The organism is Nocardia heshunensis (assembly GCF_054782115.1).
In genome coordinates, this window is record NZ_BAAGTC010000004.1 from 769,455 (window position 1) to 795,093 (window position 25,639).

The window sequence follows — 25,639 nt, forward strand, 5'->3', positions numbered from 1 at the left end:
ATGCGCCCCATTCGCCGTAATGGCCGGGTGTCAGCCCTTGAGCACCTGGGTGCCGCCCGCGAACTTGTCGTGCCAACCCTGCTTGTTCGGGTCCTGCTCGATGGTGATCGCGATGTAGATCATCAGACCGAGGCTGGCCAGGTTGCCGAGGCAGTAGATGATGTTGATCGGGACGAAGATGTTGCGCATCAACGACGTCCGCGGATCGATCGGCGCGCCGCCGGGTCCGACGACCCGCAGACTCAGGATCTTCTTGCCGAGCGTCTGGCCACCCATCTGGGTCTCCATCAGCACGAAGTAGGCGGTGATGCCCGCGTAGATCAGGACGACCTCGACGATATTGGCGAAAAAGCCACCGCCCATCGCGAATCCGACGATTCCGGCGATGATGGAGGACGGGATGCCCGCGATCAACCAGTCGATGACGCGCGCGCCGAAACGGGTCCACAGGTCACCCGGCTGCGAGCCGCCGAAGCCACCCGCGCCGTAACCGGGCTGGTTGCCGCCCGGGAACTGCTGGTACGGCTGCTGACCGTAGGGCTGCTGCTGGCCGTAGGCATCCTGCTGCCCGAACGACGGCTGCTGCTGTCCGTACGAGGGCTGCTGTCCGTACGACGGCGGCTGCTGACCGTAAGGCTGCTGCTGCGCATACGGATCCGACTGCTGGCCGTAGGGCTGCTGCGGCTGCTGCGCGTAGGGGTCGGACTGCCCATAGGGGTCGGACTGACCGTAAGGCTGCTGCGGCTGCTGACCGTACGGCTGCTGGGGCTGCTGCCCGTAAGGCTGCTGCCCATACGGCTGGCCACCCTGCGGATATTGGTTGGGGTCGTACCCACCGCTCGTCATTGTTCGCCGTCCTCGTCGAATTCGTTCGGGATCTGGTCGATCTGGTCGAGTGCGTACGTTACGGACACGCACTGGGTTGCAACAAGCCGTTAGGGTCGAGTCGCCACGGTTCGCGGGGCAGGGTGTCCGGTCGGAATCGTTTCAGCAGGTCCGAGGGCGTCTTTGCATCGCTGTAGCCCAGCGATGCGGCGAGCGCGCACAGCACCTGCGCCGGGGTTTCGCCGAGTTCGATGCGATCGCGCAGGGTGACCGCGCCGTCGCGTTTCGCCAGGCGCTGCCCGGCCGGGTTCAATACCAGTGGTACATGGGCGTATTCGGGCACCCGTAGGCCCAGCAGCGTCGCCAGGTACGCCTGGCGCGGGGTCGAGGGCAGCAGGTCGTCGCCGCGCACCACCTGGTCGATGCCCTGCTCGGCGTCGTCGACGACGACGGCCAGGTTGTAGGCGGGGGTGCCGTCGCCGCGCCGCAGCACCAGATCGTCCACCGCGCCGCGGTATTCACCGAGCAGCAGGTCGGTGACGGTGAATTCGGTGACCTCCGCGCGCAACCGCAGGGCGGCGGGGCGGCCTTCGGCCCGGCGCTGCCGCCGTTGTGCCTCGGTCAGATTCCGGCAGGTCCCGGGGTAGGCGCCCATCGGGCCGTGCGGTGCGGTCACCGCCTGCTGGATTTCCTTTCGCGTGCAGAAGCATTCGTAGGTCAGCCCGGCCGTGGTCAGGCGTTCGAGAGCGGTCTCGTACAGCGGCAGCCGCTGCGACTGCCACACCACCGGCGGATCCCAGTCGAGTCCGATGGCCGCGAGGTCCTCGAGTTGTCGTTGCGCCGCACCCTTTTTCACCCGGTCCAGATCCTCGACCCGCAGCAGGAATCCGCGCCCGGTCGAGCGGGCGAACAGCCATGCCAGCAGCCCGGTGCGCAGATTGCCCAGGTGTAGATCGCCCGACGGGCTGGGCGCGAAGCGGCCGGATCCGGGGCCGGTCTCGGCCTTTGCTGGAGCGGGTTCGGCCTTTGCTGTGGCGGGTTCGGCGGGCACGTTTGTCGATGGTAGTTCGCACGCTTCGCAGTGCCCCTGGTCCTTCGCATTCTTGCGGGCGCACACACCGAGTGTGGGTGGATAGCCGATTTGCGAACTCAGTGCGAGATTGTGAGTTGCGGTCGAAGCTCCTTCTCGGAAATGGGTTTTCCCTGCTCGAGCATGGTGAGCAGGCCCTGGGCGAGGGCTATCAACCCGGGGGAGTCGATGTCGTAGGGTGCCGCTCCGTAGCTGGAAAGGCGTTGTGTCGCGCGTTCCAACAGGGTGCGAGCCCCCTTCGGATTTCCCCGTTGAATGTGGGTCAGTCCAACGGCAAATTGCGCGAGGGCCTGCCACAGCGACTTCTCCGCGAACGGACCGTTCTTCCAGGCGGCCTCGAGTACCTCGTGCGCGTTGAAAGCGAGGCCGGCATCGAGCAGTTGCTGGGCGTAGTCGAGGGTGTCGGCGGGCGGTAGGTCGAGATCGTCGGGTATGCGCGGGATACCCGGACTGCCGAAGGGGAGGGGTCGCCCAAAACGGTCACGAGGTCGGGCATTCCGGGCGCGTCCGTTGTCGTCGCGGTCTCGTCCGGTTTCATCCGGTGGCTGCTCGGGCATGTCCCCCATGATTCCCCATGGCGGGGGTCCCGGCCGACACGGAGTTTGCCGGTGGATGCGCGAATGTCGAGGTAACGGAATTCAGACTTCTGAAATTGAAAAGCCTCAAATTGGGCTAATTTAGCGCAAATAATTAGCTGGCTAACCTTGCCGCAAATTTGCTGATTGAAAACGAAAGAATGCGATCTCCTTATGACGAACCCTGCTAGTGTTTAGCGCGGGAACGGCCATCGGGGGTGCATTCCCATCGCGAAGTGCAGAGAACTGGTTGTACGGAGCGTTTGCGTGCGGCCTGTGGCGCACCAGGGATTCGCCATTCTCGATGGATCCCGAGGTCACCAAGATCGATGCCAGCAAGAGCTCGAGCCTGACCGCAACAAAGGAGCTAGTACCGTGAAGGTGGATTACACAGGCGCCGTTTGGCGCAAGAGCAAACACAGCGGCCCCAACGGCAACTGCGTCGAGGTCGCATTTCTCGGTGACGGCAATGTCGCTGTCCGTGACAGCAAGGATTCCGGCCACGGGCCGATCCTGGCCTTCACCCCCGGCGAGTGGGATGCCTTCGTAGCCGGCGTCTCCGACGGAGAGTTCAAGCGGGCCTGACCGGCCCTCCGCTAGACCCTCTGCGCTGTTCAGCCCCAACCTGACCAGCTGCTGCCGGGAGAAAACAGAAGCCCCGAGTCCCGGAGACTCGGGGCTTCGCTTTGCGGTCGAGGCCCAGTCGGGGTTGTCGGCCTAGTCGGGCCGATGCCCGTTGCCCGCGGCGCCCTCCTGCACCTGGCGCAAGACAGCCAGCTGCGCGTGTTCGGCCTCGCGGTCGTTGGCCACGTTCGTCTCCTGCTCCTGCGCCGGGTCCGCGAAGAAGAACGCGCCCGTGCCGGGCCGCCCGGCGATGCCGAGTTCGTTCATCTTCCGGGGCACCTTGGCGCCCTGGTATTCGAGGGGAATCGGATGTCCGTGCTCGTCCACCGGCCCGAGCGGCTGATGCACCTCGATGTACTCACCGTGTGGAAGTCGGCGCACCACACCGGTTTCGATGCCGTGCTCGAGAATCGCGCGGTCGCTGCGCTGCAGGCCCAGGCACAGCCGGTAGGCAATGGTGTAGGCCAGCGGCGGAATGGTCAGCAGCCCGATGCGGAAGGCCCAGGTGGTGGCATTGAGGGAGATGTCGAACTTGTAGGCGATGATGTCGTTGACGCAGGCTAGCGTGAGAATCAGGTAGAAGCTCAGCGACATGGCCCCGATCGCGGTGCGCACCGGCACGTCGCGCGGTCGCTGCAGCAGATTGTGCCGGGCGCGATCGCCGGTGAGCCGCTTCTCGATCCACGGGTAGGCGATGATCAGCGTGAAGATCAGCGGCATGAACAGCGCCACCGAGAACGCCCCGGGCACGGTGTGCCCGAACGGGTACATCTCCCAGGCCGGGAACAGGCGCAGGAACCCGTCGGTCCACATCATGTAGAAGTCGGGCTGGGTGCCGGCGGAGACCTGAGAAGGGTTGTAGGGCCCCAGATTCCAGATCGGATTGATCTGCAGCAGCCCGCCCATGAGTGCCAGCACGCCCAGGGTGAAGGCGAAGTACGCGCCCTGGTCCAGCGAGAACACCGGCACGATGCGGGTGCCGACCACGTTTTTCTCGGTGCGGCCCGGCCCCGGGTACTGGGTGTGCTTCTGATACCAGACCAGCGCGACGTGAACACCGATGAGCGCCAGCATGATTCCGGGCAGCAGCAGCACGTGCGCGATATAGAGGCGCGGAATGATGATGGTGCCGGGGAAGTCACCGCCGAACATGAGCCAGTGCAGCCAGGTGCCGATCACGGGGCTGCCCAGCGTGATTCCGGCGAAGGCGGCCCGCAGACCGGTGCCGGAGAGCAGATCGTCGGGCAGCGAGTAGCCGAAGAAGCCCTCGAACATGGCCATGATGAACAGCAGCGCGCCGATCACCCAGTTGGCCTCGCGGGGCTTGCGGAACGCGCCGGTGAAGAAGACCCGGCACATGTGGATGATCATCGATGCGGTGAAAAGCAGTGCCGCCCAATGGTGTACCTGGCGCACGAACAGTCCGCCGCGCACGTCGAAGGAGATATTGAGCGCGGTCTCGTAGGCGCGGGACATGGTGACCCCGCGCAGCGGCTGATACGACCCGTTGTAGGTGACGTCCTGCATGGACGGATCGAAATACAAGGTCAAATAGACGCCGGAGAGCAGCAGAATGATGAAGCTGTAGAGCGCTATTTCGCCGAGCAGGAACGACCAGTGGGTCGGAAAGACCTTGTTGATCGAGCGTTTCAGGAATGCGGCACCCCGGTACCGCTCATCCGCCTCATTGGCTTGCGCCGCCAGTCGAACGGCGGTCTTGGATCGATGTGCCGTGGTTGCCATTGCGGTCACCCCGCCCCCGGGACAGTGAAAAGGCTTCTACTACAAACGGTAGCACCCAGTGCGGCTGCGTCGTGGGGACTTTCGTTAGGGTCATCGGGTGAATTCCCTGGCTGCCCGCGACGCGACCATGTACTGGCTGTCCGCGCGCACCCGCAACGACTTGTACCTGCTGTACTGCTTCGACGGCACCGGCAGCGACACCGAGCAACTGCGGGCGGCGGTGGCGAACCGGGTCGCGCATATTCCGGATTTGCTGGTACACGTGCTGGACACTCCTGCAAACATTGCGTATCCGATTTGGGCGCCTTGCGAATTCACGAATGACCAGTTCGTCGATCATTCGCACCGGGTGGAGACCTGGACGGATGTCACGGCCGCCGTGGGTGCGCTGCTGGGCACGGGTTTACGCGCGAACGACCGCGCGTGGCGGCTGCACATCTTCCGAAATGTCCGGGAAGCCCCGGGATTCGCTACCGGTGAGTCCGCCTCGGTAGCGGTGCTGCAGCTATCCCATGCGCTGGCCGACGGCCGCCGCGCCGCGGCCATCGCACGAGCGTTGTTCAGTAGCAGCGAATTTCCGGCAGCCCGCGACGCCGGTGCATTGTCCCGGGTTGCCCGTGGCCTCGTGCCGGGAGCCGTCCGGGAAGCAGTATTGAGCGCCCTCTCCGCTATCTCGGCCATACCGGTCTTCCCAATCGGTATGGCCCGCACCGTGGTTCGCGGTCTCGGCGCCGCTCACGCCCAGCGTCGGCTGGCCGAGCTCACGGCCGCCGGACTGCTCCCGCCACCGGCCCCCGATGTCGAACCGAACGTCCTGAACGGTGGCGGCGCCATGCCCCGAACGCACGGTGTGCGAATGCTGGTGTGCGACCGGAATCGGCTGCGCGCGCCGGGCCGCTCGGTGACGGTGGTGGCGCTCACCGCCGTCTCGCTGGCGCTCGAGCGCTACCTGCGCGACCGTGGCGAGCCGGTCACCGAACTCCGCGCCCAGGTGCCCATGGCGATGGTCGGGCCCGCCCGCAACGGCTACCGCGACCTGTCGGTGGATCTGGCCGTGGCCGAACCGCTCCCGCAGCGCGCCGACCGCATTGCCGCCGACCTGGCCGCCCGCCGCGAGCGCGCCGCGCATCCGCTGCAGGACGCGCAGGATGCCGTGACCGCGGTCCTCCCGGCCGCACTGCTGCACCGCGACGTGGCCCAGGCCCGCCTCGACATACTCCCGGACCGGGTTTCGGGCCACACCGTGCTCTCCAGCGTCGACCGGGGTGCCGCGGATCTCGAATTCGGCGGTGGCGCGGTGCGTTTCACCGCGGGGTTCCCGGCCCTCGGCGCGGTCATGCACCTGACCCACGGTGTCCACGGCCTCGGCGACACCGTCACGATCTCGGTGTACGCCGACCCCGCGGTGGTGGCCGACCTCGACGGTTATGCCGCGCTGCTGGAGTCGGCGGTGGACGAGGCCGTCCACGCGCTGCGTCGGGAAGCCGAACCGGCGCAGGGGGAATCGCTGAAAGGACCGGATTCGTGCCGACCGTGACCACCTTCGACGGAACCGAGCTGCACTACCGCGACACCGGCGGCGACGGTCCCGTGCTGGTGCTGCTGCACGACCTGTTCCGCGATTCGGAGATGTGGGCGGTACAGCGCCGCGAACTCGCGCCGGAGTATCGGGTGATCACCATCGATTCGCGCGGACACGGCCGGACCGTGGAGATCGAGGCCGAGTACACACTGTGGGATCTGGCCCGCGACGGATGGGACCTGGTGGAGGCACTCGGGGTGGACCGGGTCGTCCTCGGTGGCCACGGCCAGGGCGGCATGGTCGCGCAGCGCATGGCGTTGCAGCGCCCGGCGCGGGTACGCGCCCTGCTGCTCGGTGACACCGATGCGGCTGTCCCGGAACCGGATTCGGCCCGGACATCGGCCGCGGTGCGCTGTCTGCTCTATCGCGACGATCTAACAGTGATGCTCCCCGATATCACCGCTCCCACACTGCGGTTCGAGGGCGCGGCCGACCCCGCGCTGATCCGCCGGTTCATCGATACCGGCTTCACCGATACCGGCGCACACCCCAGTCCAGCTCCGCGACCTCGGTCTCGTCCGCGGGAATGGTGAGGATCAGCACACCGCCCGCCATGGTGGGCAGCAGGAATTCCTCGTAGAGGATGGTCGTCTCGTCGACCGGTGACCAGACCCGGCGGAAGGGCGAGGGTCGCTGGGTGTACACGATTCCCGACGCCCACACCTGGCGGAAGACCGGCGATCTGCGCAGCGCCTCGAGCAGCGGGATGATCTTGTCTCGCGTGTACGGGTCGGTCAGCAGGTGTCGGCACACCCCGACCAGTGATTCCACCTCCCGCCACCAGTCCGGGCAGACGAGCCGGGCGCGCGGATCGAAGAACACCCATTCGGGCACCGACGGCGCCTCGGTCATGCCCGGGTAGAGCTCGCGGAAGCGGTCATTGGCCAGCTCGATCTTCCAGCCCTCGGTGAGCCAGCCCGCCGGGAACCCGTCGAACTGTCGCATGATCTTGTGGATGGATCCGACGGCGGAGACCACGCGTTGCGCGGCGGAGAATTCCGGGCGACCCGCGAGCGCCCACAGATGCGCCCGCTCGTGTTCGTTGTCACACAGTGAATCCGCGATGCCCTCGAGCGCGACTTCGCCGTAGCCCGCGGTCTCACCCCGCTCGACCTTGCGGTAGGTCGCCAGCCCCACATTGGCTTCCTTGGCGGCGCGTACCCGGGTCCACCCGCGTCGCGCCCGCAGCCAGCGGACGAAGGTGTCCAGCCGCGCATCGATGGTGAAATCGGGGTCCATGCAACCTGTTTCGTGAAACGAACTCGGCCCCGGTTGGAAGCGTGAGCTTCCAACCGGGGCCGTCTCTGCGGAGGATAGGGGATTTGAACCCCTGAGGGCTGTTAACCCAACCCGCGTTCCAGGCGAGCGCCATAGGCCACTAGGCGAATCCTCCGTCGAGCAATATACCGGGTATACCCCCGCTCGAAGCAAATGCCGTGGTCGGCGGCTACTTCTTCGTCACATTCGTGAGTGCTTTGCGGACCTGGTCCTTGCAGGACTGGGCCAGATCGTCCTTGCTGACGTCCTTGCCCTTGTACATGGTCAGTCGGAAGTTGATCTTGACCGAGGCGTTGTCGTCCTTGACCGCGCAGGTGTAGTCGGTGGTGGTGAAGTAGGTGTAGTCGTCGGACTTGGACACCCAGTACCCGGCTTCGCCGATGCCCGCGAGGTCACCCGAGGTGCGGCCGCTGCCGGTGGTGCCGGTGTCGGAGGTCTTCCACATGTCGTACTCGGCGCGGTTGTACGCACTGGACGCACCGCTCAGGAAGGACACATTGAGGGTCAGGTCGGCGGTGTTGGTGTTGGTAGAGCCGTACTTGTCGGGCTTGGTGGTCTCCTCGTTGCCCGCGCGGCAGTCGAAGCGGCCACCCGAGTAATCCGTGGGCTTGGTCTCGGAGTGCTCGGGGGTGCCCTTGGAATTGGCGGCGAACTTGCTCAGCACCGAGGTGTCGATCACGGTGCAGCCGTTGGTGACACCGTTCATCGTGTACTTGCCGGCGTCCTTCTTGGCGCCGCCACCGCCGCCGCTGCTGCCCGAGAACGCCACGATGCCGATGACCGCACCGACGACGACCACCAGACCGATGACAGCGGCGATGATCAAGCCGGTCTTGTTGCCGCCCGAGCGGGGCGGCTGTGTCGGGTAGGCGTACCCGGGTCCGACCGGCGGGACCGGGGGCGGCGGGGTGAACTGCTGCTGCGGGAAGCCGCCGGACATCGGCTGCGCGTAGCCGACCGGCGCGGGCTGCTGCGCGAACGCGTCCATCGGCTGCTGCGGGTAGCCACCGGAGACCGGCGGCTGGGGGTAGCCGACGGGCATCGCCTGCTGCGGGTAACCGCCGCCGGACTGGGCGGGCGGCATCGGCTGGGCGGGCGGGGTGTAGGCGCCGGGCATGCCGGACGTTCCGTAGTTCAGCATGGTCGGGTCCGCACCCTGGACCGGCTGGCCGGGCTCGGTTCCGGTGGGCGCGGTGGCCCACCACTGCGCGGTCTCCTGCGCCTTCGCCGGGTCGTGCGCCCCGCCCTGTCCTGGATCGGAACTCGTCATCTGATTCTTTCCCCTCCGGAATCGAGCGGGGTCACCCCGCATGTCGCTGGCATCGTATCGACCCCGGGCGGCGGTGGGCGCGGTGAGCCGCTACACTGGCCGACGGATCCAGCGCGGCGCGCATCCTGTGAACTCCCCCAGGGCCGGAAGGCAGCAAGGGTCAACGGGCTCTGCCGGGTGCGCTGGGTCCCCTTTCTTTTTGTGGGGAGCGCACTTCCGGTCTGGTGTGCGCAGAGTCCGTATATCCCTGCGGAATCCCGGGGGCGTCCTAGTAACGTGGGCGGTTGGGTTCGCGCCTCCCGTGTTCGAGTAGTGGGGGGCGCAAACCTCGACAAGAATCCACGCCCTTGGAAAGGCTGTCAGATGCCTCGGCAGACGCAATTCGGTTTGATGAGCCATGCGGAACTCGTGACGGAACACGAGACGCAGACCGCGAACTACGCGAAGCTCAAGACCGAAAAGCTGACGCTGGATATTACGAGGGGTAAGCCCTCGCCCGAGCAGCTGGACCTCTCGCAGGAACTCCTCGAGCTGCCGGGCGTTGCCGACTACCGTGACGCCAACGGCACCGATGTGCGCAATTACGGTGGCCTGCACGGCCTGCCGGAGCTGCGCGCCATCTTCGGTGAGCTGCTCAACATTCCGGTCTCGAACCTGCTGGCCGGCAACAATGCCAGCCTGGAGATCATGAACGACCTGCTGGTCTTCTCCATGCTGCACGGCAACGCGGATTCGGTGCGCCGCTGGATCGACGAGCCGGTGCTCAAGTTCCTGTGCCCGGTACCGGGTTACGACCGCCACTTCGCCATCACCGAGGCGCTCGGCTTCGAGATGATCCCGATCCCGATGAAGGGTGACGGCCCGGACACGCATCTGATCGCGGAGTTGGTGGCTTCGGACCCGAGTATCAAGGGCATGTGGGCGGTGCCCAACTACTCCAACCCGACCGGCATCACCTTCTCCGAAGCCGTGACCCGGGAACTGGTTTCGATGCCGACGGCCGCGCCGGACTTCCGGTTGATCTGGGACAACGCGTACGCGGTACACCCGCTCACCGACACCGCCGAGCCGGTGCTGGACGTGCTGGGCATGGCCGAGGAGGCCGGGCACCCGAACCGGGTGTTCGTGCTGGCCTCCACCTCGAAGATCACCTTCGCGGGTGCGGGCGTGAGCTTCTTCGGTTCCTCCACCGCGAATGTCGAGTGGTACCTGAAGCACCTGGGCAAGAAGACGATCGGCCCGGACAAGGTCAACCAGCTGCGGCACCTGCGCTTCTTCGAGGACGCCGAGGGCGTCCGGGCGCACATGCAGAAGCACCGGGAGATCCTGGAGCCGAAATTCAAACTGGTGCTGCGGATTCTGGAGGATCGCCTGGGTGCGTCCAAGGTAGCGTCCTGGACAGAGCCCAAGGGCGGCTACTTCATCAGCCTGGATGTGCTGGAGGGCACCGCGAGCAAGGTGGTCGCGCTGGCCAAGGAGGCGGGCATCGCGCTGACCCCCGCCGGAGCGTCCTATCCGTATGGAAAAGAGCCGGAGGACAAGAACATTCGCATCGCCCCCAGCTTCCCGTCCACGGCGGAACTGGAGAAGGCGATGGACGGCCTGGCCACCTGCGTGCTGCTGGCCGCCTCCGAGAAGCTCATGAACGCGTAAGGGCTACAACGAAATAAGAGGCGCGCACCCCGAAACGGTGCGCGCCTCTTACGTTTCCGCGTCAGCTGGGCTTGTGTGCCAGTACCGCGAAGATGGTTACCGACAGGTGAATGTCACCGCTGGCCGCACCGGCCTCCAGATCGGCCAGCAACTGGTCGCGCTGGCGCAGGCTGATGGAACCGCGTGCGACCGCGCGATCGGCGACGCGGGCGACCAGCGCGCCCGCGCCGACACCACCGTCCTGGATCAGCGCGTGCGACGCGATGTCGTCGACGACGAGTCCGGCCGCGGTGAGCTGCCCGCTCAGGCGGCGGCCCGCGAAGGGGTTGGTGGTTCCGGCGATCATGGTCTCGATGACCTCGTGCACCACGTGCCGGTCGCCGGGATGCACGATGGCGGTACCCCAGTCGCTGTCCATGACCACCACGCGCCCGCCGGGGCGCAGCACGCGGGCGATCTCACCGGCCGCGCGGGCGGGGGAGGTCAGGTGCCCGAAGACGCGCTCGCACAACGCCACATCGAAGCTTTCGCTGCCGACGGGCAGGCCGTAGGCGTCGCCGCTGATGAATTTGGCGCCGGATCCGGCCTGGGTCGCCCGGCGTTCGGCGGCGAACAGCAGGTCCGGGTCGGGCTCGACGCCGAGCGCGGTGCCGGTGGGGCCGACCCGGTCGGCGAGGGTCAGCACTTCGGATCCGGTGCCGGATCCGATATCGACGGCGCTCTCGCCGGATCGGGTGGCCAGGGCCTCATGGGCCCAGTTGCGCAGCCGCCGGATGCCCGGCAGGGCTGCCTGTAGATCGTTGACGTCGACGAGCTGGTCTTGTCCATCACGGTCGAAACGGTCCGGTCGCAGTCCGGACCCGGTGCCAGGTTGCGGCACGGCTCGTACTGAAGAATTAGCCATGGTGTCGGGCATGGCCCGAAGCCTAGTCACTCGACGCGGAAAGGGTGACCCGTGTCACGGCAACGCACGATGAATGGGATGATCGACGCATGAGCCGCACGCTGTGTATTGCGCAGGAATCCGATGCCGACGAGCTGCTTTCGACCGATGATTTCGCCCTGTTGGTCGGAATGATGCTGGATCAGCAGTTTCCGATGGAGCACGCATTCCGTGGCCCGTGGAAACTCGCCGATCGAATGGGTGGCTTCGATATCCACAAGATCGCCGCCGCCGATCCCGAGGAATTCGAGGAGCTGGCCTCGACGCCGCCGGCCATCCACCGCTACGGCCGTTCCATGGGGCGGCGGGTGCAGGAACTGGCCCGCTACATCGAGGAGAACTACGACGGCAAAACCTCGGCGCTGTGGACCGACGGTGATCCGGACGGCAAGGAAGTGCTGAAGCGGATCAAGAAGCTGCCCGGGTTCGGTGACCAGAAGGCACGTATCTTCTTGGCACTCTTGGGCAAACAGCGCGGCCTGACCGCGAAGGGCTGGCGGGAGGCCGCGGGCGCGTACGGCGAGGACGGTTCGCGCCGCTCGGTCGCCGACGTCACCGACGCCGAATCCCTCACCCAGGTAAGGGAATTCAAGAAGCAGGCCAAGGCTGCCGCCAAGGAGAAGTAACCGGTTCCACCCGGCCCGATCGAATCAAGCTGGTTTTTAACCTCCAGAATCCTGTGAGGTTGCTTAATGCTTGCCGCCGACAGTTCATTTCGGGCAGTGGAAGCAGTAAGTAAAATGCAGATGAGGAAATTCGCCGGGATCGCGGCATTGGTGATCGCCGCGACGGGCGTAACGGCCGGTACCGCTTACGCCGCCCCGGCCGCGGCCGAAACCGGTCCCGGTGTTATCAATTGGACCAATCAGGCCACCGATACCGGTGCGGTCATTCGCACCGACGCGGGTTCCCTGGTGGTCGAGGACGGCGCGCTGAAGATCAAGGCGGCCGACGGAACCACGGTCGCGGGAACGGCGCTGTCGTTCCGGGTCGACGATTTCGAGTTCCCGATCGCGGCGCAGGTCGCCGATCGCACCGCGACCCTGACGCCGCAGTTCGACGAGTCGCACGCGGTGTACAAGCCGGTGGCGCTGCCGTACGAGGATCAGGCCCCGTGGAAGTCCCAGTACGACCGTGAACAGGCTGCGTGGAACCGCTTGCGCGACACCGTGAGCCTAGGCGCGACCATCGGCACGCTGGCCGGTGGCCTGGGTGGCGCGGCGCTCGGTTGCGTCCTGGGCGGCGTGGTCTTCGCGACGGCGACGGCCCCGCTGGCCACCCTGTTCGGCGTGGGTCCGGTGGCGGGTTGCTTGATCGGCGCGTCGACCGTCGGTTTCCTGGGCACCATCGCCGGGCAGTTGTTCGTGACCGCCCCGGTCGCCATTGCCGCTGCGGTGCAGTACTTCACAACTATCAATCAGCCGTTCACACCTGCGAAGTAGATCACCTTCGGCAACCGATGGGCAAAGGTTAACCGTAGGTGCCCCGGCCAGCCACTCGGCGTTTGTATAGGCCGGTTTCGCTAACAGCGTCCCAGGGGACACACCTGACAATGTTCCCCTGGGACGCATCTGTTCATCTGCCAGAGGAATCTCGAAAACACATGCGCCTCAAGAATTTCACCGCGGTCTCCGCACTGGTTATCGCCGCTCTCGGCGTCACCGCCGGTACCGTGAACGCGGCTCCGGCCGCCGACAACTCTCCGATCAACTACGTTGCCACCAACACCGACACCAACACCATCATCCGCACGGATGCGGGTGCGATGGTCGTCGAGAACGGCAACTTCGTCATCAAGGCCGCCAACGGCAACGTTGTCGCCGGTATGCCCCTGAAGTTCCGGGTGGACGACTTCGAGTTCCCGATCGCCGCGGACATCTCGGACCACACCGCGACCCTGACCCCGCAGTACGACATGGATCACGCGACCTATGCGCCGGTCGCCAAGGATGTCGCCCTGCCGTACGAGGATCAGGCTCCGTGGAAGTCGGATTACGACCGTGAGCAGGCCGCCTGGAACCGCATGAAGGACACCATCTCCATGGCCGCGACCATCGCGACCCTGGTCGGTGGCCTGGGTGCCGCGGCCGTCGGCTGTGTCCTCGGCTTCGGTGTCGGTGCCCTGACCTCGGCCCCGCTCGCCGCGCTGTTCGGTGCCGGTCCGATCATCGGCTGCCTCGTCGGTGCTTCGACCGTCGGCTTCCTCGGCACCATCGCCGGTCAGCTGCTGATCACCGCGCCGGTTTCCATCGCCGCCGCGATCCAGTACTTCACCACCATCAACCAGCCGCACATCGCCCCCAAGTAAGCGATCTGCAAGGCGACCCGAAAGAGCAAGGGGCTCTATAGAATCAGCATTACCTCATCGGGACAGCCCGCTCGGCCTTTCGGTCGGGCGGGTTTCCCAATTCTGGAGAGTTCACCGAAGCAGTACCCGGTGGACACAATTCGTTAGTCTCGGCGCGTTTCGATCATGCGGTCCACACCTACGGACCTGCCTTGATGAGGGAACAGAAGAAATGCGCTTCAAGAATTTCGCCGTGACCGCGGCGCTGGTGGCGGCCGCCATGGGCGTTACCGCAGGCACCGTCAATGCCGCTCCGGCCGACAACGGCGTCATCGATTACGCCGCTACCACCTCCGACACCAATGCCGTCATTCGCACGGACGCCGGTTCGATGGTGGTCGACAACAACAACACCTTCCAGATCAAGGCCGCCAACGGCAATGTGGTCGCGAGTCTGCCGCTGTCGTTCCGCGTCGACGACTTCACCTTCCCGATCGCCGCGGACATCGCCGATCACACCGCGACGCTGACCCCGCAGTACGACATGGATCACGCGACCTATGCGCCGGTCGCCAAGGACGTCAACCTGCCCTACGAGGATCAGGCGCCGTTCAAGTCGGACTACGACCGCGAGCAGGCCGCCTGGAACCGCATGAAGGACACCATCGCCACGGGCGCCACCATCGGCACCCTGGTCGGTGGCCTGGGTGGCGCGGCCGTCGGCTGCGTGCTGGGTATCGGTGTCGGTCTGGTCGCCACCGGCGCGCTGGCGACGCTGTTCGGCCTCGGCCCGCTGGGCGGCTGCCTGTTCGGCGCCGCGACCGTCGGCTTCCTGGGCACCATTGCCGGTCAGCTCTTCGTGACCGCGCCGGTCGCCATCGCCGCCGCGTACAACTACTTCGTGACGATCAATCAGCCGCACATCGTCGCGCCGAAGTAATTTCACGACTGCGCACTGTGTATCGACCCCCGTCCACCTTGGTGGGCGGGGGTTCGTTGTAATCGGGGTGAGCTCAATCCTGTCGGTGTCGGCGCGCCGGTGCTGGAGTGGTGTGATGGGCGAGCTGACCTCGATTCACGGCGCGGCTGCCGCGCTTTCACCGGTAGACGGCACCGATCTGCGCCGGGCCTTCGCGCACTTCCCCAGTGGTGTGGTGGCGGTGTGTGCGCGGATCGGCGGGACCCCGTACGGCCTGGTGGCCAGCACCTTCGTGCCGGTCTCGCTGGATCCGCCGCTGGTCTCGGTGTGCATTCAATACTCCTCGGAGACCTGGCCCCGGCTGGAGCAGGCCAGTCGACTGGGGTTGAGCCTGCTCAGCAGTGCGCAGCAGCCGGCGGCGCGGAGCCTGAGCTCGCGGCGCGGGGATCGGTTCCGAAATCTGGAGCTGCACACCGGCAATGGCAATGCGGCGTTCGTGGGCGGCGCCACCGCCTGGCTGGAAACCTCGGTGCACGAGCAGGTTCCGGCGGGCGATCACGCGGTGGTGCTGTTGCGGGTGCATCGGGTGAGCGTGCGCCCGGAGTCCGAGCCGCTGGTGTTTCACCGCAGTGGTTTCCGCGCCCTCTACGACGGTGCGCCGGAGATCGACGAAGCCGCGGTCTGAATTTCCTTATTCCCGCGTGAATTCGGGAAATTACCTGTCACACAATTGAATTCAGACTGATCCGGACCGGCGACAGCACACTGCCGAATTCGTATCGTCGCATTCATGAGCACCGTAGCGGTATCCACGCAGTCGGTGGCGGCGGTCGAGCACGAGGACGGCGATCTGCCCGTGGTCCGCACCCGCCACCCGTGGCGCTGGGCCACGGCGGCGGTCGCGCTGGTGCTGGTCGCGCAGTTCGCGCACGGCCTGATCACCAATGCGGGCTGGGATTGGGGCACCTTCGCGCAGTACTTCACCGCGGCGTCGGTGTTGTCGGCGCTGAAGGTGACCCTGGAGCTGACCTTCTGGGGCACCCTGCTGGGCTTCTTCCTCGGCATCTGGCTGGCCATCGGCCGGTTGTCGAAAAGCCCGGTGCTGCGGGCGATCTCATGGACCTACATCTGGGCGTTCCGCTCGATCCCGCTGATCGTGCAGTTGCTGTTCTGGTTCAACCTGGCCTACCTGTACAAGACGCTGTCGCTGGGCATTCCGTTCGGGCCCGAGCTGGTGCGCTTCCAGACCAATGGCGTGATCAGCGGATTCACCGCGGCCGTCATCGGATTGGCACTGCACCAGGCGGCGTACTCGGCGGAAATCATTCGGGCCGGGATCATTTCGGTGGATCAGGGCCAGTGGGAGGCCGCCCGGTCGCTGGGCCTGCCGTGGCGGCGGCAGTTCTTCACCATCGTGGCCCCGCAGGCCATGCGCGGGATTCTGCCGAATGCCGCCAACGAGGTGATCAGCCTGTTCAAGGGCACGTCGATCGTGTCGGTGATGGCCATCGCCGAACTGTTCTACCAGGTGCAGGTGATCTACGGTCGCAATGGCCGGGTGGTGCCGCTGCTCATGGTGGCGACCGTCTGGTACATCCTGCTCACCACCGTGCTGAGCGTCATCCAGTTCTATATCGAGCGGCACTACGCCAAGGGCCACGGCGGGTGGGGCGGTGATCGCCGGTGAGCGAGTTCGCGATCGAATTGCGCGGCATCCGAAAGTCGTTCGGCCGCAACGAGGTGCTGTCCGGCATCGATCTGACGGTGCGGCCGGGCGAGGTCACGGTCATTCTGGGCCCATCCGGCTCCGGTAAGTCGACGCTGCTGCGCACCATCAATCACCTGGAGCAGGTGGACGGCGGCACGGTCCGCGTCGGCGGGGAACTGGTCGGCTATCGCCGCAAGGGCGACAAGCTCTACGAACTGCACGAGCGCGAGATCCTGCGCCAGCGCGCCCGCATCGGTTTCGTGTTCCAGAACTTCAATCTCTTTCCGCACCTGACGGTTCGGGAGAATGTGGCGCTCGCGCCGGTCGCGACCCAGCGCCGTTCCAAGGCGGCGGTGAACGCGGAGGCACTGGATCTGCTGGCCCGAGTCGGGCTGGCGGACAAGGCCGATGAGTATCCGAGCCGCCTCTCCGGCGGCCAGCAGCAGCGGGTCGCCATCGCGCGGGCGCTGGCGCTGCGGCCGGAGGTGCTGCTGTTCGACGAGCCGACCTCCGCGCTGGATCCGGAGCTGGTCGGCGAGGTGCTCGACGTCATCAAGGATCTGGCGCGCGGCGGTTCCACGCTGGTGATCGTCACCCACGAGATCGGTTTCGCCCGCGAGGTCGCCGACACCGTGGTGCTGATGGATGCCGGTCGCATTGTCGAGCAGGGTCCGCCCGCTCAGGTCCTCGACCACCCCGCGCATCCGCGCACCAAAGCCTTTCTCGCCCACGTCCTCTGACGTAGTCCCCAGCAGAAAAGGAATCCGCCCATGTCCCTGGCGAGCCGTCGCAGACGGACCAGCGCCTTGATCGCCGTCACCCTGTTGAGCCTGCTGGTGGGTGCCTGCGGCAAGGGCGACGGCGGTACCACCGAGACCCGCAGTGTGAACGGCCTGACCTACGACCTGTCGCCGGAGCAGGCCGGGCGGGTGCACGCGGAGAAGGTGGATTCGATTGCGGCACAGGTGCCGCAGGCCATTCGCGATCGCGGCACGTTGGTGGTGACCGGCACCATCGGGGCGACCCCGCCGCTCGGCTTCTACGCCACCGACGACCGCACCGTCGTCGGGTCGGAGATCGATTTCGGAGTGTTGATCGCCGACATCCTCGGCCTGAAGGCGGACCGCCGCAACGGCGACTGGGCGCAGAACTTCGTGAAGATCGACTCCGGTGAGGCGGACCTGTTCGTCAGCAATGCGACGGTCACCGAGGAGCGCAAGGAGAAGTACGACTTCGCCACCTACCGCCTGGACAATATCGCCCTCGAGGTCCCGAAGGATTCGACCTGGACCTACCAGGATCGGAAATCGCTGGCGGGCAAGAAGATCGGCGTCGGCTCGGGCACCAATCAGGAGCAGTTGTTGGTCGGCTGGAACGAGCAGAACGTGGCCGAGGGCCTGCCCAAGCTGGAACTCGCCTACTACCAGCAGCCTTCGGACTACTACCTGGCGCTCTCCTCGGGCCGGATCGACGGCTTCGTGGGTCCGAACCCGTCGGCGCAGTACCACTCGGCGACGACCGGCACCAAGATCCTCACCACCTGGTCGGGCGCGGGTGACGCCCTGCAGGCCGAGATCGCGGCGCTGACCCGCAAGGACAACGGGCTGATCGGCCCGGTGCAGCAGGCCATCCAGTACGCCATCGACCACGGCAGCTACCAGAAGGTGCTCGACCGCTGGGGGCTCGGCGGCGAGGCCGTCAAGCAGTCGCGGATCAACCCGCCCGGACTGCCCAAGAAGAAGGGATGAGCGTCCCCGCATGAAATTCCTGCTCCTGACCCTGATCACGCACACCCCGGACCCGGTGACGGGTGACACCGAGACGCCCCGGCAGCGCCTGCGCCGGGTGGTCGAATCCGCCCGGCTGGCCGAGGATCTCGGCTACGACGGCTTCGCGGTGGGGGAGCGGCACGAGGATCCCTTCATCTCCGCCGCACCGCCGGTGGTGCTGAGCCACCTCGCCGCCGTCACTTCGCGGCTGGCCCTGTTCACCGGTGTCACCACGTTGAGCCTGCTGGATCCGGTGCGCGCCTTCGAGGACTACTCGACGCTCGACAATCTCTCCGACGGCCGCCTGGAACTGATCATCGGCAAGGGCAACGGCGCGGCGCAGGCCAAGCTGTTCCACGTCACCACCGATGACCAGTGGGATCGCAATCGCGAGGGCTACGAGCTGTTCCGCAAGCTGTGGGAGAGCGAGAGCGTCACCTGGGCGGGTCGTTTCCGTCCGGCGCTGACCGAGGCCAAGGCGCTGCCCCGCCCGCTGCAGCCGCGGCTGCGCATCTGGCACGGCAGCGCCACCAGCCGCGAGTCCGCGGATTACGCGGCGCAGCACGGGGATCCGCTGTTCTCGGCGAACGTCACCTACCCGATCGAGCCGTACGCGGAACTGATCGACCACTACCGGGAGCGCTGGGCGGCCTACGGCCATGACCCGGCCGAGGCGCTGGTAGGCGCGGGCACGGCGGGCTTCCTGGTGACCCGCACCTCGCAGGAGGCGCTGGACCTCTACCGCCCGGTCTTCGAGGCGCGGCAGGCGGTGGCGCGAAAGTTCGACGTGCCCATCGTCTTCGAGAGCGTCGAGGATTTCGCCGCGCGCTCCTCGGCGCTGATCGGCAGCCCGCAGCAGGTGTTGGACAAGGTGAGCCGCTACCACGAGCGGTTCGGTCACGAAGTCATCCACCTCAGTGCCGACGCCGACGGCCGCACCGAGGCGCAGCACTACGACAGCCTCGAATTGTTCCAGGCCGAGGTGGCCCCTGAACTGCGCCGCCGCATTCCGAGCCGCCCGCTGGGCGCCGATCGCTACCCCACCGGAGATGTCCGATGAAACGTGCTGTGGCACTGACCGGTGCGGTGGCCGCCGCGTTCACTCTCACCGCCTGTGGCAGCGGCGGTGACGGTGGCGGCAGCGGTGAGCCGTCCGGTCCACCGCAGCCCGGCGGCACCCTGCGTTACGGCCTGTCGCTCGCGGCGACCTGCTCGGATCCGGCGCAGTCGGCCACCAATCAGACGATCTACGTGACCCGGCAGATCGTGGACTCGCTGGTCGATCAGGATCCGGTGACCGGTGAGCTGAAGCCGTGGCTGGCCGACAGCTGGACGGTCGCGCCGGACGCGAAGTCCTTCACCTTCCATCTGAAGGACGGCATCACCTTCAGCGACGGCACTCCGCTCACCGCCGATTCGGTGCGCAGGAATTTCGACTCGATCGTGGCGCTGGGCGGCGCGAAGGCACCGCTCGGTGCGAGCTACCTGGCCGGATACACCGGCAGCACGGTGGTGGATCCGCACACGGTGCGCGTCGACTTCTCTGGCCCGAATTCGCAGTTTCTGCAGGCGACCTCGACCCCGCAGCTCGGTATCCAGTCCGATGCCACCGTCGCGAAGTCCGCCGACGACCGCTGCCTGGGCACGAATATCGGCAGCGGGCCGTTCACCTACACCGAGTGGAAGCAGAACGCCTCCGCGACGCTGGCCAAACGGGCCGGATATGCCTGGGGCTCGGCGGTTTTCGCCAGCCAGGGCGAGGCGTATCTCGACAAGATCGTGTTCACCGTGGTCCCCGAGTCCGGGGTCCGCACCGGCAGCCTCGCCTCCGGGCAGCTGGACGCCATCAGTGACGCACTGCCCCAGGATGTCTCGCAGATCGAATCCGGCGGCGGCCGAGTGCAGTTCACCGCCAACCCAGGCGTTCCCTTCGGCCTGCAGGTCAACGTGACCCGTGGCCCGCTGCGCGATCCGGCGGTGCGGACGGCCCTGGTGCCCGCCATCAACCGCAAGGAACTGGTGGACACCGTGCTGGGCCCGCAGTTCCAGGTGGCGACCAGCGTCCTGGCCTCGAAAACGCCGGGCTACGTGGATCTTTCGTCGCGCGTCAAGTACGACCCGGACACCGCCAAGAAGCTGCTAGACCAGGCGGGCTGGACGCCGGGCGCGGACGGCATCCGCGTCAAGGACGGTCAGCGACTGTCCGCGAGCGTCATCTTCGCGCCGGTCTTCGCGGGCAACCAGGCCATTCTCGAACTGACCCAGCAGCAGCTCCGAGCCGTCGGCTTCGACCTGCGCCTGGAGCCGCTGTCGGTGGCGGAATCCAATGTGCGCCAGAACAACAAGGACTTCGACTTCGACTACTACAACTCCACCCGCGCCGACGGCGACATCCTGCGCACCACCTTCGCCGTCGACCAGCGCAACCTCAACAGCCGCGCCCCCGCCGAACCCCTGGACACCCTGCTGTCCCAACAGCTCTCGGCCACCGACCCGGCGGCCCGCGCCAAGATCATCGGCGACGCCCAGTCGGCCGTCCTCGACCAGGGCCTGTGGATCCCCACCATCGAACTCTCCCAGGCCATCGGCGTCGGCAAGAACACCGCGGGCGTCAAGTTCGAGGCCTCCGCCCGCCTGCAGTTCCACGACACCTGGCTGAGGCGGTAATCCCATGGGCCGCTACGTGATCGGACGGGTGCTCCAGGCGATAGGCGTGCTGTGGGCGGCGTTCACGCTGTCGTTCGTCGTGCTCTACCTGCTGCCGGGCGATCCCGTGGACATGGCCGTCAACGCCGTCGCCGGAACCCCGGTCGACGCCGCGGCGGTGGCGGAAATGCGGGCCAGATACGGCCTGGATCAGCCGCTGTGGGAACAGTATTGGACGGCGCTCACCCACGCGTTGCGCGGCGATCTAGGGCACTCGATCTTCAGCGGCCAGACCGTCACCGGTGCGCTGGCCGACGCATTGCCCTCGACCCTGGCGCTGGCCGGATTCGGCCTGCTGCTGGCGATCACGGGCGGCACCGCACTCGCGCTCGCCGCCGCCTACACCCGGCGGCCGTGGCTGCGCGGTCTGCTCACGGCCTTGCCGCCGATCGGTGCGTCGTTGCCCGCGTTCTGGGTGGGATTACTGCTGCTGCAACTGTTCTCGTTCCGGCTGCGGCTGGTGCCCGCGTTCGGCGGTACCGGATTCGGCGGCACCATCCTGCCCGCCGTCACCCTTGCGCTTCCGGTCGGCGCCGTGATCGCCCAGGTGCTCTACGCGAGCCTGGTCGGCACCTGGCGGCAGCCGTTCGTGGAGGTCGCCTTCGCGAAGGGTGCCTCGCGCTGGTGGGTGCAGTTGCGCCACGTACTGCGGCCTGCCGCCACGCCGGCATTGACGGTGGCTGGTCTTTGGGTCGGTCAGGTGCTGGCGGGCTCGGTGGTGACCGAAACCGTGTTCTCCCGCCCCGGTCTGGGCCGACTGACTCAGGAATCGGTGCTGCACGAGGACATCCCGGTGGTGCAGGGCATCGTCGTGTTCGCCGCGCTCGCGTTCGTCACCGTCAACCTGCTCATCGACCTCGCCTATCCACTCCTGGATCCCCGTGTGGTGCAGCGCAACGCACCGAAGGAGCGCGCTCATGCCTGACCGCCCGACCAGCCATCTGATCCGCAACCTGCGCGAGCGCCTGCGCGTCCCATCGGGCCCGCGCTCCCAGCTCCGCGTCATCACCTTCACCCACCCGCTCCTGGACCCGGGCATCGCCTACTGGGTCGAGGACGAGGAGGCGTTCGATGCCTGAGCCGCTGGTGGCCGACGCCCCGACGCTGCCCGCGCCCGGTGCGGCGGTCGGCGAGCGCGCGGCGGCAGCCGGAGTATGGGTTCGCCGCCACCTCGGGCTGACCGTCGCCGGCGTTGTCGTCGCGCTGGTGTTGGCGTGGGCACTGGTGCCTTCGATCTTCGCGAGTGGTGATCCGCTGCGTGGTATCCCGGCCCAGAAGTTGCGTGGGCCGAGCGCCGAGCATTGGTTCGGGACCGACAATCTCGGGCGCGATCTGTACACGCGGGTGGTGCACGGCACGGGGCTTTCGGTGAGCGCCACGGTGTTCGCCGTCGCGTTGGGTCTGGTCGTGGGCTCGCTGGTCGGCCTGGTATCGGGTGCCGCGGGCGGCAAGCTGGACTCCGCGCTGATGCGGGTGGTCGACGTCCTGCTTTCCATCCCGGATCTGCTGGTGGCGCTCGCCATGATCACCGTGCTGGGTCTGGGCACCCGCAATGTGGCGATAGCCGTGGGTGTTTCGCTGATCGCCCGGTTCGCGCGGGTCATGCGCGGCGAGGTGCTTCGGGTGCGGCGCGCACCGTACGTGGAGGCGGCCTTCGCCTCCGGCGTGTGGTGGCACACGGTGCTGTTCCGGCATGTGCTGCGCAATGCCTACGGCCCGGTGGCGGCGCTGGCGGCGGTCGATTTCGGCGTCGCGGTGCTGTTCGTGGCTTCGCTGAGTTTCCTCGGCTACGGGGCGGTGCCGCCGACCCCGGAGTGGGGCTCGCTCGTTTCCGACGGGCGCGGGTTCCTGGCGACCGCTTGGTGGATGACCACGCTGCCGGGCCTGGTCATCGTCGCCCTGGTGTTGTCCACCCAGCGCATTGCGCGCGCACTTCAGAAGGACGGTGCGCGATGACCGATCGCCTGCTGAGTATTGAGGGGCTGCAGGTCGACTATCGGGGCAGCACCGGGACCACGGCCGCCGTGCGCGGGGTGTCGCTCGAGGTGCGGCCCGGGGAGACGGTCGCCCTGGTCGGCGAATCCGGTTCCGGGAAGTCCACTCTCGCGCACGCGGTGATCGGGCTGCTGAACGGCGGTCACATCACCGGGGGCGAGATCACCTTCGCCGGGGAGCGCATCGAGCGTGCCCCGGAGCGGGTGCTGCGCCGCATTCGGGGCGCGCATATCGGGCTGGTGCCGCAGGATCCGGGCACCTCGCTGAATCCGGTGCTGCGCATCGGCGAACAGGTCGGGGAGGTGCTGCGCATCCACGGCCGGGCGGATCGCCGCACCGCCCGGCTGGAGGCGGTGCGGATTCTGGAGGAGGCCGGGCTGGATCGGCCGGAACTGCGGGCGCGGCAGTATCCACAGGATCTGTCCGGTGGTCAGCGCCAGCGGGTGCTGATCGGGATCGCATTGGCCTGCGGGCCGGAGTTGGTGATCGCGGACGAGCCGACCAGCGCACTGGATGTCACCGTGCAGCGCCGCATCCTCGACCATCTGGCGCGGCGCACCGAGGAGACGGGGGCGGCGGTACTACTGATCACCCACGATCTGGCGGTGGCCGCCGAGCGCGCGGATCGCATCGCCGTGATGCAGGCGGGCCTGATCGTCGAAACCGGCACCGCCGCCGAGGTGCTCGGCAATCCGCAGCACGAATACACGAAACGCCTGATCGCTGCCGCACCGAGCCTCGAACCGACCGGCACACCGCCGCCGCGCCCGGTCCGGGAGCCGTCGCCACCACTGTTGACGGCGACCGGCCTGCGTAAATCCTTCCGTATCACCAGGGATTTCACCCTCACCGCCGTCGACGACGTCTCCCTGGAGGTGCGCCGCGGCGAAACCCTGGCCGTGGTCGGCGAATCCGGCTCGGGCAAGTCGACCACCGCCCGCATCATCGCCCGGCTCGCCGAGGCCGATTCGGGCACAGTCACTTTCGACGGTCAGGACATCACCGCCCTGCGTGGGTCCGGGCTGCGCGCCCTACGCCGCCGCATCCAGGTCGTCTACCAGAACCCGTACGTCTCGCTGAATCCCAAGCTCACGATCGGCAAGATCGTGGCGGAACCCTTGCAGGCGTTCGGAATCGGTGATCGGCACTCCCGCCGCGAGACGGTCGCGGAGCTCCTCGACCAGGTCGCCCTGCCCGCCACCTACCTGGATCGGCGTCCCGCCGAACTGTCCGGCGGCCAGCGTCAGCGGGTCGCCATCGCCCGCGCCCTGGCCCTGCGTCCGGACCTGCTGGTCCTGGACGAACCGGTGTCCGCCCTGGATGTCTCGGTGCAGGCGCAGATCCTGGACCTGCTCGAACACCTGCAGGCGGAACTGGATCTGGCCTACCTGTTCATCTCCCATGACCTGGCCGTGGTCCGCCGCCTGGCCGATCGCGTCGCCGTCATGCGCCAAGGCGTGGTCGTCGAAACAGCCGCCACGGCACAGCTTTTCGACAATCCGGCCAATGACTACACCCGCGAGTTGCTCGCGGCCGTGCCCCGGGTCGCCGTGCCCGAGGTCCCCACCCCGCTCGAAAGGACAGCCTGATGCCGCAACCGTCACCGCTGCTGCTGGGCCTGGAACTGTCCGGGACCGGCGTGCACCCCGCCTCCTGGCGGCGGGCCGACTCCCGCGCCGAGGACGTGTTCGGCGCCTCGTATTGGGTGGACGCCTTGCGGGCCGCCGAGGACGCGGGCCTCGATCTCGCCTTCCTGCCGGATGCCTTCACCCTGCCGACGGGCGGCGTGCCGGGCCGCCTGGACGCGGTGGCCGTGGCCGCCCGCGCCGCCGCGGCGACCCGCCGCATCGGCCTGGTCCCGCAGGCGTCGGTCACCCACACCGAGCCCTTCCATCTCTCCAAAGCCATTGCGAGCCTGGACTTCGCGACCAAGGGCCGGGCGGGCTGGGAGGTCACCGTGTCGGCGGGCGAGGCCGCGCTGTTCGGGCGCAAGCCGGAGCAGGACGAGCGCTCCCGCTGGCAGGAGGCGGACGAGGCCGTCGAGGTGGTCACCCGGCTGTGGGACAGCTGGGAGGACGACGCCGAGATCCGCGACGAACCCACCGGCCGCTTCATCGACCGCGAGAAACTGCACTACATCGACTTCACCGGCGAGCACTTCGCGGTGAAGGGCCCGTCCATCACCCCGCGCCCGCCGCAGGGCCAACCACTGGTCACCGTGCGCGCCGCCGACCCGCACAGCATCCGCCTCGCCGTACATCGCGCCGATCTGATCCGGATTGCCGCACCGGATCTCGCGACCGCCGCCGCCACCCGCACCGAACTGCGGGCCGCGATCGCCGCCGCCGGTCGCGACCCGAACCTGGTCCGGGTGCTGCTGGATCTCGACATTCATCTCGCGGCGTCGGTCGACGCGGCCGCCGCCGAGGTGGCGCAACTGGAGGACTGGATCGCCACCCCGGCCCCGCCGACGGTGTTCCACATCGGCACCACCGCCGAACTCCGCCACATCCTGCATCGCATCGAAACCGACTGTGCCGCCGACGGCGTGGTGCTGCGGCCACTCGCCCTGCCCGCCGCACTGCCGCACCTGCCCGCCCTCACCCCGACCCTGCGCGGACGACTGGGCCTGGCGCGCCCCGCCTCCCGCTACGCGACCGCCTGAGGAGCCA

The 25,639-nt window shown here is 67.3% G+C and carries 26 protein-coding genes, 1 tRNA gene and 1 other RNA gene; 20 read left to right on the plus strand and 8 right to left on the minus strand.

What is annotated here, in order from left to right:
- Positions 1–30 precede the first annotated feature (30 nt).
- The 3 genes from ACYVN4_RS16155 to ACYVN4_RS16165 form a co-directional block, all read right to left on the minus strand.
- On the minus strand, positions 31–846 hold the full coding sequence (locus tag ACYVN4_RS16155; RefSeq protein WP_460721792.1) for an RDD family protein: 816 nt from the start codon (positions 844–846) through the stop codon (positions 31–33).
- 58 nt (positions 847–904) lie between these two features.
- A complete protein-coding gene (gene gluQRS / locus ACYVN4_RS16160; protein ID WP_460721794.1) occupies positions 905–1,876 on the minus strand; it encodes a tRNA glutamyl-Q(34) synthetase GluQRS in 972 nt (323 codons plus the stop codon).
- Between the two features lie 98 nt (positions 1,877–1,974).
- On the minus strand, positions 1,975–2,472 hold the full coding sequence (locus ACYVN4_RS16165; RefSeq protein ID WP_460721796.1) for a DUF309 domain-containing protein: 498 nt from the start codon (positions 2,470–2,472) through the stop codon (positions 1,975–1,977).
- 393 nt (positions 2,473–2,865) lie between these two features.
- Between ACYVN4_RS16165 and ACYVN4_RS16170 the strand changes: the two genes are divergently transcribed.
- Positions 2,866–3,075 (plus strand): DUF397 domain-containing protein, encoded by a 210-nt coding sequence (locus tag ACYVN4_RS16170; RefSeq protein WP_460721798.1) that lies wholly within the window; start codon positions 2,866–2,868, stop codon positions 3,073–3,075.
- 132 nt (positions 3,076–3,207) lie between these two features.
- On the opposite strand, the gene qcrB is transcribed toward ACYVN4_RS16170, so the two are convergent.
- Positions 3,208–4,857, minus strand: a complete 1,650-nt coding sequence (gene qcrB, locus ACYVN4_RS16175; RefSeq protein ID WP_460721800.1) for a cytochrome bc1 complex cytochrome b subunit — start codon at positions 4,855–4,857, stop codon at positions 3,208–3,210.
- A 97-nt stretch (positions 4,858–4,954) separates the two neighbouring features.
- On the opposite strand from qcrB, the gene ACYVN4_RS16180 reads away from it, so the two are divergent.
- Both ACYVN4_RS16180 and ACYVN4_RS16185 read left to right on the plus strand, forming a co-directional pair.
- Entirely contained in the window at positions 4,955–6,394 is a 1,440-nt protein-coding gene (locus ACYVN4_RS16180; protein ID WP_460721802.1) for a WS/DGAT/MGAT family O-acyltransferase, read from the plus strand.
- Complete coding sequence (locus ACYVN4_RS16185) at positions 6,382–6,972, plus strand: alpha/beta fold hydrolase (RefSeq protein WP_460721804.1); 591 nt, start codon at positions 6,382–6,384, stop codon at positions 6,970–6,972. The genes ACYVN4_RS16180 and ACYVN4_RS16185 overlap by 13 nt, the downstream gene beginning before the upstream one ends.
- Here the strand turns inward: ACYVN4_RS16185 and ACYVN4_RS16190 are convergent.
- The 3 genes from ACYVN4_RS16190 to ACYVN4_RS16200 form a co-directional block, all read right to left on the minus strand.
- Positions 6,908–7,678, minus strand: coding sequence for a helix-turn-helix domain-containing protein (locus tag ACYVN4_RS16190; RefSeq protein ID WP_460721806.1), 771 nt, complete (start codon positions 7,676–7,678; stop codon positions 6,908–6,910). The two genes, ACYVN4_RS16185 and ACYVN4_RS16190, sit on opposite strands and share 65 nt — an antisense overlap.
- A gap of 68 nt (positions 7,679–7,746) precedes the next feature.
- A tRNA-Ser gene (locus ACYVN4_RS16195) sits at positions 7,747–7,832 on the minus strand.
- Positions 7,833–7,886: 54 nt separating this feature from the next.
- The gene (locus ACYVN4_RS16200) at positions 7,887–8,987 is read right to left on the minus strand and encodes a hypothetical protein (protein ID WP_460721808.1); all 1,101 of its coding nucleotides are present in this window, start codon (positions 8,985–8,987) and stop codon (positions 7,887–7,889) included.
- Positions 8,988–9,088: 101 nt separating this feature from the next.
- Here ACYVN4_RS16200 and ffs point away from each other — a divergent pair.
- Together ffs and ACYVN4_RS16210 are read left to right on the plus strand one after the other, a co-directional pair.
- An RNA gene (gene ffs / locus ACYVN4_RS16205) (signal recognition particle sRNA small type) lies at positions 9,089–9,183 on the plus strand.
- Between the two features lie 167 nt (positions 9,184–9,350).
- Entirely contained in the window at positions 9,351–10,640 is a 1,290-nt protein-coding gene (locus ACYVN4_RS16210; RefSeq protein WP_460721810.1) for an aminotransferase class I/II-fold pyridoxal phosphate-dependent enzyme, read from the plus strand.
- Positions 10,641–10,701: 61 nt separating this feature from the next.
- Here the strand turns inward: ACYVN4_RS16210 and ACYVN4_RS16215 are convergent, their stop codons facing one another.
- A complete protein-coding gene (locus ACYVN4_RS16215; RefSeq protein ID WP_460721812.1) occupies positions 10,702–11,556 on the minus strand; it encodes a methyltransferase domain-containing protein in 855 nt (284 codons plus the stop codon).
- 77 nt (positions 11,557–11,633) lie between these two features.
- On the opposite strand from ACYVN4_RS16215, the gene ACYVN4_RS16220 reads away from it, so the two are divergent.
- From ACYVN4_RS16220 to ACYVN4_RS16290, 15 genes are all read left to right on the plus strand, one after another.
- Positions 11,634–12,209: an HhH-GPD-type base excision DNA repair protein gene (locus ACYVN4_RS16220; protein WP_460721814.1), complete on the plus strand. Its 576-nt coding sequence runs from the start codon at positions 11,634–11,636 to the stop codon at positions 12,207–12,209.
- 114 nt (positions 12,210–12,323) lie between these two features.
- Positions 12,324–13,025, plus strand: coding sequence for a hypothetical protein (locus ACYVN4_RS16225; RefSeq protein WP_460721816.1), 702 nt, complete (start codon positions 12,324–12,326; stop codon positions 13,023–13,025).
- Between the two features lie 161 nt (positions 13,026–13,186).
- On the plus strand, positions 13,187–13,891 hold the full coding sequence (locus ACYVN4_RS16230; RefSeq protein WP_460721818.1) for a hypothetical protein: 705 nt from the start codon (positions 13,187–13,189) through the stop codon (positions 13,889–13,891).
- Between the two features lie 211 nt (positions 13,892–14,102).
- Positions 14,103–14,810, plus strand: a complete 708-nt coding sequence (locus ACYVN4_RS16235; protein WP_460721820.1) for a hypothetical protein — start codon at positions 14,103–14,105, stop codon at positions 14,808–14,810.
- A 115-nt stretch (positions 14,811–14,925) separates the two neighbouring features.
- Positions 14,926–15,474, plus strand: a complete 549-nt coding sequence (locus ACYVN4_RS16240; protein WP_460721822.1) for a flavin reductase family protein — start codon at positions 14,926–14,928, stop codon at positions 15,472–15,474.
- Positions 15,475–15,579: 105 nt separating this feature from the next.
- Complete coding sequence (locus ACYVN4_RS16245) at positions 15,580–16,476, plus strand: amino acid ABC transporter permease (protein ID WP_460721824.1); 897 nt, start codon at positions 15,580–15,582, stop codon at positions 16,474–16,476.
- Positions 16,473–17,237 carry an amino acid ABC transporter ATP-binding protein gene (locus ACYVN4_RS16250; RefSeq protein ID WP_460721826.1) on the plus strand — a complete coding sequence of 255 codons (765 nt, stop codon included), beginning with the start codon at positions 16,473–16,475 and terminating at the stop codon, positions 17,235–17,237. The genes ACYVN4_RS16245 and ACYVN4_RS16250 overlap by 4 nt, the downstream gene beginning before the upstream one ends.
- 30 nt (positions 17,238–17,267) lie before the next feature.
- Positions 17,268–18,245: a transporter substrate-binding domain-containing protein gene (locus tag ACYVN4_RS16255; protein WP_460721828.1), complete on the plus strand. Its 978-nt coding sequence runs from the start codon at positions 17,268–17,270 to the stop codon at positions 18,243–18,245.
- Between the two features lie 10 nt (positions 18,246–18,255).
- Complete coding sequence (locus ACYVN4_RS16260; protein ID WP_460721830.1) at positions 18,256–19,326, plus strand: LLM class flavin-dependent oxidoreductase; 1,071 nt, start codon at positions 18,256–18,258, stop codon at positions 19,324–19,326.
- Positions 19,323–20,933 carry an ABC transporter substrate-binding protein gene (locus ACYVN4_RS16265; RefSeq protein WP_460721832.1) on the plus strand — a complete coding sequence of 537 codons (1,611 nt, stop codon included), beginning with the start codon at positions 19,323–19,325 and terminating at the stop codon, positions 20,931–20,933. The genes ACYVN4_RS16260 and ACYVN4_RS16265 overlap by 4 nt, the downstream gene beginning before the upstream one ends.
- Positions 20,934–20,937: 4 nt before the next feature.
- Positions 20,938–21,897 carry an ABC transporter permease gene (locus ACYVN4_RS16270; RefSeq protein ID WP_460721834.1) on the plus strand — a complete coding sequence of 320 codons (960 nt, stop codon included), beginning with the start codon at positions 20,938–20,940 and terminating at the stop codon, positions 21,895–21,897.
- Positions 21,890–22,051 (plus strand): hypothetical protein, encoded by a 162-nt coding sequence (locus ACYVN4_RS16275; RefSeq protein ID WP_460721836.1) that lies wholly within the window; start codon positions 21,890–21,892, stop codon positions 22,049–22,051. The genes ACYVN4_RS16270 and ACYVN4_RS16275 overlap by 8 nt, the downstream gene beginning before the upstream one ends.
- Entirely contained in the window at positions 22,044–22,928 is an 885-nt protein-coding gene (locus ACYVN4_RS16280) for an ABC transporter permease (protein WP_460721838.1), read from the plus strand. The genes ACYVN4_RS16275 and ACYVN4_RS16280 overlap by 8 nt, the downstream gene beginning before the upstream one ends.
- Entirely contained in the window at positions 22,925–24,556 is a 1,632-nt protein-coding gene (locus tag ACYVN4_RS16285; protein ID WP_460721840.1) for an ABC transporter ATP-binding protein, read from the plus strand. The genes ACYVN4_RS16280 and ACYVN4_RS16285 overlap by 4 nt, the downstream gene beginning before the upstream one ends.
- Entirely contained in the window at positions 24,556–25,632 is a 1,077-nt protein-coding gene (locus ACYVN4_RS16290; RefSeq protein WP_460721842.1) for an LLM class flavin-dependent oxidoreductase, read from the plus strand. Before ACYVN4_RS16285 ends, ACYVN4_RS16290 begins: the two co-directional genes overlap by 1 nt.
- Positions 25,633–25,639: the final 7 nt, after the last annotated feature.

Bases quoted from the DNA above. Each gene is read 5' to 3' on its own strand.
- ACYVN4_RS16225 (WP_460721816.1), top strand. From the start codon at position 12,324: ATGCAGATGAGGAAATTCGCCGGGATCGCGGCATTGGTGATCGCCGCG.
- ACYVN4_RS16230 (WP_460721818.1), top strand. From the start codon at position 13,187: ATGCGCCTCAAGAATTTCACCGCGGTCTCCGCACTGGTTATCGCCGCT.
- ACYVN4_RS16240 (WP_460721822.1), top strand. From the start codon at position 14,926: ATGGGCGAGCTGACCTCGATTCACGGCGCGGCTGCCGCGCTTTCACCG.
- ACYVN4_RS16260 (WP_460721830.1), top strand. From the start codon at position 18,256: ATGAAATTCCTGCTCCTGACCCTGATCACGCACACCCCGGACCCGGTG.
- ACYVN4_RS16270 (WP_460721834.1), top strand. From the start codon at position 20,938: ATGGGCCGCTACGTGATCGGACGGGTGCTCCAGGCGATAGGCGTGCTG.
- ACYVN4_RS16265 (WP_460721832.1), top strand. From the start codon at position 19,323: ATGAAACGTGCTGTGGCACTGACCGGTGCGGTGGCCGCCGCGTTCACT.
- ACYVN4_RS16280 (WP_460721838.1), top strand. From the start codon at position 22,044: ATGCCTGAGCCGCTGGTGGCCGACGCCCCGACGCTGCCCGCGCCCGGT.
- ACYVN4_RS16220 (WP_460721814.1), top strand. From the start codon at position 11,634: ATGAGCCGCACGCTGTGTATTGCGCAGGAATCCGATGCCGACGAGCTG.
- ACYVN4_RS16245 (WP_460721824.1), top strand. From the start codon at position 15,580: ATGAGCACCGTAGCGGTATCCACGCAGTCGGTGGCGGCGGTCGAGCAC.
- ACYVN4_RS16155 (WP_460721792.1), bottom strand. From the start codon at position 846: ATGACGAGCGGTGGGTACGACCCCAACCAATATCCGCAGGGTGGCCAG.
- ACYVN4_RS16255 (WP_460721828.1), top strand. From the start codon at position 17,268: ATGTCCCTGGCGAGCCGTCGCAGACGGACCAGCGCCTTGATCGCCGTC.
- qcrB (WP_460721800.1), bottom strand. From the start codon at position 4,857: ATGGCAACCACGGCACATCGATCCAAGACCGCCGTTCGACTGGCGGCG.
- ACYVN4_RS16190 (WP_460721806.1), bottom strand. From the start codon at position 7,678: ATGGACCCCGATTTCACCATCGATGCGCGGCTGGACACCTTCGTCCGC.
- ACYVN4_RS16215 (WP_460721812.1), bottom strand. From the start codon at position 11,556: ATGCCCGACACCATGGCTAATTCTTCAGTACGAGCCGTGCCGCAACCT.
- ACYVN4_RS16290 (WP_460721842.1), top strand. From the start codon at position 24,556: ATGCCGCAACCGTCACCGCTGCTGCTGGGCCTGGAACTGTCCGGGACC.
- ACYVN4_RS16275 (WP_460721836.1), top strand. From the start codon at position 21,890: ATGCCTGACCGCCCGACCAGCCATCTGATCCGCAACCTGCGCGAGCGC.
- ACYVN4_RS16165 (WP_460721796.1), bottom strand. From the start codon at position 2,472: ATGCCCGAGCAGCCACCGGATGAAACCGGACGAGACCGCGACGACAAC.
- ACYVN4_RS16200 (WP_460721808.1), bottom strand. From the start codon at position 8,987: ATGACGAGTTCCGATCCAGGACAGGGCGGGGCGCACGACCCGGCGAAG.
- ACYVN4_RS16235 (WP_460721820.1), top strand. From the start codon at position 14,103: ATGCGCTTCAAGAATTTCGCCGTGACCGCGGCGCTGGTGGCGGCCGCC.
- ACYVN4_RS16210 (WP_460721810.1), top strand. From the start codon at position 9,351: ATGCCTCGGCAGACGCAATTCGGTTTGATGAGCCATGCGGAACTCGTG.
- ACYVN4_RS16285 (WP_460721840.1), top strand. From the start codon at position 22,925: ATGACCGATCGCCTGCTGAGTATTGAGGGGCTGCAGGTCGACTATCGG.